This window comes from Mesorhizobium sp. M7A.F.Ca.CA.001.10.2.1 (assembly GCF_003998575.1).
GTDB lineage: Bacteria > Pseudomonadota > Alphaproteobacteria > Rhizobiales > Rhizobiaceae > Mesorhizobium.
The window spans coordinates 1-5,351 of record NZ_RZQY01000409.1 but is presented as its reverse complement, the minus strand read 5'-3'; the positions used below and the strand labels follow the sequence as shown (position 1 = coordinate 5,351).

The 5,351-nt window shown below is 60.4% G+C and carries 6 protein-coding genes; 5 read left to right on the top strand and 1 reads right to left on the bottom strand.

What is annotated here, in order from left to right:
* The 3 genes from EN964_RS23140 to EN964_RS23130 form a co-directional block, all read left to right on the top strand.
* The coding region (locus EN964_RS23140; protein ID WP_164775947.1) for an ABC transporter permease at positions 1 to 808 on the top strand (808 nt) is incomplete at its 5' end.
* Complete coding sequence (locus tag EN964_RS23135; RefSeq protein ID WP_127268722.1) at positions 805 to 1,689, top strand: ABC transporter permease; 885 nt, start codon at positions 805 to 807, stop codon at positions 1,687 to 1,689. The genes EN964_RS23140 and EN964_RS23135, both read left to right, overlap by 4 nt.
* The gene (locus tag EN964_RS23130; RefSeq protein WP_127268723.1) at positions 1,679 to 3,310 is read left to right on the top strand and encodes an ABC transporter ATP-binding protein; all 1,632 of its coding nucleotides are present in this window, start codon (positions 1,679 to 1,681) and stop codon (positions 3,308 to 3,310) included. The genes EN964_RS23135 and EN964_RS23130 overlap by 11 nt, the downstream gene beginning before the upstream one ends.
* A 52-nt stretch (positions 3,311 to 3,362) precedes the next feature.
* On the opposite strand, the gene EN964_RS23125 is transcribed toward EN964_RS23130, so the two are convergent.
* Complete coding sequence (locus tag EN964_RS23125) at positions 3,363 to 3,926, bottom strand: TetR/AcrR family transcriptional regulator (RefSeq protein ID WP_127268724.1); 564 nt, start codon at positions 3,924 to 3,926, stop codon at positions 3,363 to 3,365.
* 103 nt (positions 3,927 to 4,029) lie between these two features.
* Here EN964_RS23125 and EN964_RS23120 point away from each other — a divergent pair, with 103 nt between their 5' ends.
* Entirely contained in the window at positions 4,030 to 4,845 is an 816-nt protein-coding gene (locus EN964_RS23120) for an oxidoreductase (protein WP_127268725.1), read from the top strand.
* An 85-nt stretch (positions 4,846 to 4,930) separates the two neighbouring features.
* The coding region (locus EN964_RS23115; protein ID WP_164775946.1) for an alpha/beta fold hydrolase at positions 4,931 to 5,351 on the top strand (421 nt) is incomplete at its 3' end.

Below are 5,351 nucleotides of genomic sequence, written 5' to 3'. Positions count from 1 at the left end.
CGGATTTTCGTTTGCGAGCCGCACCGGATATCGGCGTACCGTGGCCGAGATCATCGCACCACGCCTCTACAACACGATGTTCCTTGCAGCGGTGACTGCGCTGATAGCTGTTCCTCTGGCCTTGGGGCTTGGCATTCTGGCTGCGCTGTACCGCAACGGCTGGTTCGACCGGCTGGTGAATGTCGCGACACTGACAACCATTTCATTCCCGGAATTTTTCGTCGCCTATATGCTCGCCTACCTGGTGATCTCGCGCGACACGTTCATCGGATCCGATTTCGCTCAAACGCTGCCTCATTGGCTCACTGTCTTGCTGAACTGGATGCTCAATGCGGTTCCCAAATTTCCGACATTGTCGAATGTGAACGATCAGACGCCATTTTGGGAGCATCTCTGGAAAGTCGCCCTGCCGGCAATCACGCTTACGCTGGTAATCGTGGCCCACATGATGCGCATGACCCGAGCGGCCATCATCAACATGCTGGCAAGCCCCTACATCGATATGGCGCGCCTCAAGGGAATGTCCCCGATGGTGATCGTGCTGAGGCATGCCCTGCCCAATGCCTGGGCTCCGATCGTCACTGTGGTGGCGTTCAACCTGGCGTATCTCATCGTCGGAGTGGTCGTGGTCGAGGTCGTTTTCGTCTACCCCGGCATCGGCCAGCTGATGGTTGACGCGGTGAAATCCAGGGATGTTCCGGTTGTCCAGGCCTGCGCCCTGATTTTCGCCGCGACTTACATCCTTCTCAACCTGCTAGCCGACATTATTTCCATCGCCACCAATCCCAGGCTCTTGCACCCACGATGACCAGATCCGAATCTGTCGCGGCGGTTCAAAGGCTGAGGCGCTCGCGTGCCACCCGGGCGAAAACTGCGCTGAAGAAGGCACCGTTCAGCGCATGGTTCGGCATCGTCGTGATCCTCGGCTACGTCTTTGTTGCGGTCTTCGCGCACTGGATAGCCCCATATGGCGAGACGCAGGTTTTCAGCGAAGCCTTCGCGCCGTGGAGCCAGGAGTTCAAACTGGGAACCGATCAGCTCGGCCGCGACATGCTCACCCGCTTGATCTACGGTGCGCGCAATACCATCGCTATCGCGGTCGCGACCACGTTACTGTCCTTCGCGGTCGGCGTCTCGCTCGGCCTTCTTGCCGCATTGTACAGGGGGTGGCTCGACCAGATCTTGTCGCGTGCAGTGGACGTGCTGATGTCAATCCCGAGTCTGATCTTCGCGCTGGTGCTGCTGACGATCTTCGGCTCGTCGATCACGAGCCTGATTGTCATCATTGCGCTTCTGGATTCCACCCGGGTCTTTCGGCTTTCTCGCGCCGTCGGGCTTAACGTGGCGGTGATGGAATATGTCGAGGTGGCACGATTGCGCGGCGAGGGACCGAAATGGATCATCGCCAAGGAAATCCTTCCCAATGTCATGCCGCCACTGGTCGCCGAGTTCGGCTTGCGATTCTGCTTCGTCTTCCTGACAGTCGCGGCGCTGTCGTTTCTCGGCGTCGGTATTCAGCCGCCGACGGCCGATTGGGGATCAATGGTGCGCGAGAACGCGACCCTGATCACCTACGGCGATGTCACCCCGCTACTTCCGGCCGGCGCGATTGCTCTCCTTACCGTGTCCGTGAATTTCGTGGTGGACTGGTTCCTGCAAGCAACAAGCGGGTTGCGGGATGAAAAGTAGCGGCCCAGGCCCACGCGAAAAAGGAAAGGATCTGCTTCAAATCCGCAATCTGCATGTGGAGGGGTTCTCGGATGAGCGGTGGCATCCCATTGTCCACGGGGTCGATCTGACGCTGAAGCGGGGCCAGGTTCTTGGGCTGATCGGAGAGTCAGGCGCCGGCAAGTCTACCATTGGCCTTGCCGCAATGGGTTATGCCAAGCCGGGCTGCCGGATCACGCAAGGCTCGGTCCTGTTCGACGGGATTGATCTTCTGGCAGTCAATGAAAAAGGGCGCCGTCGCCTCAGGGGCTCCCGCATTGCCTATGTCGCGCAAAGCGCGGCTGCCTCTTTCAATCCGGCACATCGGCTCTTGGAACAAACCGTCGAAACCGCGGTGGCGCATGGACTTGCCGGCCGGGAAGAGGCGAACCGGAGCGCCGTCGATCTTTATCGACGCCTTCAACTCCCAGAACCGGAGACCATAGGCTTTCGTTATCCTCATCAGGTCTCCGGCGGGCAGTTGCAACGGGCAATGACAGCGATGGCAATGGCTTGTCGTCCGGACCTCATAATATTCGACGAGCCAACAACGGCGCTCGACGTGACCACGCAGGTTGAAGTTCTAGCTTCCATTCGCAACATCGTGGAGGAACTCAGCACCGCTGCAATCTATGTGACGCATGACCTGGCGGTGGTGGCGCAAATGGCGGATCGTATCATGGTTCTGCGCCACGGACGTACCGTGGAGGAGGCAGACACACGCCAGATGCTGGCCTCACCCAGCCAGGAATATACAAAAACGCTCTGGGCCGTACGCAAGCTCGCCAAGCCCGAAGTTCCAGCCGATGACTATCTGCTGACGATAGACAACGTTACCGCGGCCTATGCAGGAAAGGTCAAGGTGCTCCAGGATGTCTCCATCAAGGTTCCGCGCGGAAGAACCGTGGCTGTGGTCGGCGAATCCGGTTCGGGGAAATCGACGCTCGCTCGAGTCGTCACCGGCCTTTTGCCGCCAATTTCAGGCTCGATTTCTTTTGCCGGCCAGCTTCTTTCCACGGGCCTGAAGACGCGGCCGAAAGAGGTCCTGCGCCGCATACAGATGATTTATCAGATGCCCGACAACGCCCTGAATCCGCGCCAAACGGTCGAAGAAGTCATAGCTCGGCCGCTCGAATTCTACCTCGGCCTTAAGGGCGCGCGGAGGGATCGCCGGATCGGCGAACTTATGCACATGGTCGAGATGAGCGAAGATTTTCTGGAACGCCTGCCTGGCGAGCTGTCGGGTGGCCAAAAACAGCGCGTCTGCATTGCCCGGGCGTTGGCTGCCGATCCGGAGCTTATCATCTGCGACGAGATCACGTCCGCGCTCGACCAGATCGTCCAAGAGGAAATTCTCAAGCTTCTCATACGTCTCCAACGTGAACTCGGAATGAGCTACATCTTCATTACCCATGACATTGCTACGGTGCGCGCGATAGCCGACGAAATCGTCGTCATGCACCGCGGCAAAGTCGTCGAGCAGGGATTGAAGAGCGAAGTTCTCACGCCACCGCACGCGGCCTATACCGAACGGCTTTTGTCCTCTGTTCCGGAAATGAATCCGGACTGGCTGACAAGGCTGCTGGCCAGCCGGAAGATCTGACGGATCGGCTATCCGCGCCCGGCATGTTCCTCACTGTCAGCTTCCTGGAGCGCTAACGCTGCTCGATCAGCGTCTTCGCCGCATCTTTCCCCACCGAGAGGATGCGATCGGACAATTCCGTTCCGCCCACGGCGCGGGCCATTTGCAGCGTGCCGAGGAGCGTTGCGAAGACAGCCAGCGCCACGCCCTCCGGATCCTTGGCCTGCGGTAGCGCTTGCGCCAACTGGCGCACCAAAGCCAGCAGGTGGTCTGTATAGGCTTCACGCGTCTCAGGCGGCTGACGGGCGAGCTCCGGCAGCAGCGCGGCTGACGCGCAGCCCTTTCCGGGATTGTCCCGGTGCTCGGCCGACAGATACGTGCCGATGGCCATCTCCACGCCCGAAGCTAATGCTTCTGCCAGTTGCTGCGCCTGAAGCTCCATCGCCGCCGCCACGCTTTCGCGGACAAGCTGCGCCTTGGATTGAAAGTGCGGATAGAAGGCGCCGTTCGTCAGCCCGGCGTCGCTCATGATGGTCGCCAGTCCGGACGCGGCGATGCCGTCGCCGCGAAAGCGTTCTGCCGCGACCTCCAGGATCCGTCCGCGCGAGGCGTCCTTCCGGCCCTTTTCGTAGCGCATGGCTGCTATTCCTTTCTGCTATTGCATTATGAGTGTAATCTGATATTACGACTGTAATTCAACGGGCGCAAAAAAGCTAGCCCTCATGATTTTGGAGCACGAAATGAATGCGAATTCCGAAAAAACCGCTGTTGTGACGGGAGCCTCTTCGGGCATTGGCCGCGCCAGTGCCGAGGCTCTGGCAAAGGCGGGGTTCACAGTCTTCGGAACCAGCCGGCGCAAGGCCGACAACGGCCCGGACGGGGTGACCATGCTGGTTTGCGACGTGACCGACGGTGAGGCCGTTGCCGCACTCGTTTCTACGGTGCTGTCGCAGACCGGCCGGATCGACCTCTTGGTCAACAATGCCGGCGTCGGCCAGCTTGGAGGCGCCGAGGAATTCTCGATTGCACAGGTGCAGGCCTTGTTCGACGTCAATCTGTTCGGCGTCATCCGCATGACCAATGCGGTGCTGCCGTCGATGCGGCGGCGTGGCGAGGGGCGCATCGTCAATATCGGCTCTGTGCTGGGACTGGTGCCGGCGCCGTATTCAGCGCATTATTCGGCGGTCAAGCACGCGCTCGAGGGCTATTCGGAATCGCTCGACCACGAGGTTCGTGCCTTCAGTATCCGCGTCTCGGTCATCGAGCCGGCATTCGTTCGCACTGTCTTCGACCAGAACGGGATCCAACCGGATTCGCCGTTGCAGGAATACGATCAGGCTCGAGCTACGCTGGAAGCGCTGCTTCGCGATGTGATGCCTGTCGCCGATCGGCCCGAAGTGGTGGCGCAGGTGGTCGTCAAAGCAGCGACCGATGCCCGTCCGCAACGGCGCTACACCGCCGGCAGGGCAGCGCGCCAGGTCAGCCTGCTGCGTCGCTTTGCTCCCGCGGGGATATTCGACAAGAGCCTGCGCAAACAGTTCCGCCTGCCGGTTTGAACAACAGCGAGCAGAGGATTTTACGCACATGCGACTGGCAACGACAACACGATTGGCCAGCCCCCGCAAGGCGGAGGTGCCAAGCATGACACATGGGTTCAAGCGGTCGCCCCACTTACGGGCATCGTTCCAGGACACGCCAACGCACTCCGTCGATGTCGGCGGCACGGCATTCGTCTATCGGCAGCTCGGACCAAGGACGGGCGTGCCGGTAATCCTGCTGAACCATCTCGGCGCTCAACTGGACAATTTCGATCCACGCATCGTCGATGGCCTCGCCGCGACCCGGTGGGTGATTGCCTTCGACAACAGGGGCGTTGGTGCTTCAGGCGGCAAAACGCCGTCACGCATCGCCGAGATGGCACGGGATGCGGTCGCCTTTGTCCGGGCGCTGGGGTTCGATCAAGTCGATCTCTTCGGTTTCTCGCTCGGCGGCTTCGTGGCGCAGGAGATCGTGCTGACCGAGCCCAGGCTTGTGCGCAAGCTCATCCTGGCCGGCACCGGGC

Bases quoted from the DNA above. Each gene is read 5' to 3' on its own strand.
- EN964_RS23120 (WP_127268725.1), top strand. From the start codon at position 4,030: ATGAATGCGAATTCCGAAAAAACCGCTGTTGTGACGGGAGCCTCTTCG.
- EN964_RS23135 (WP_127268722.1), top strand. From the start codon at position 805: ATGACCAGATCCGAATCTGTCGCGGCGGTTCAAAGGCTGAGGCGCTCG.
- EN964_RS23125 (WP_127268724.1), bottom strand. From the start codon at position 3,926: ATGCGCTACGAAAAGGGCCGGAAGGACGCCTCGCGCGGACGGATCCTG.
- EN964_RS23130 (WP_127268723.1), top strand. From the start codon at position 1,679: ATGAAAAGTAGCGGCCCAGGCCCACGCGAAAAAGGAAAGGATCTGCTT.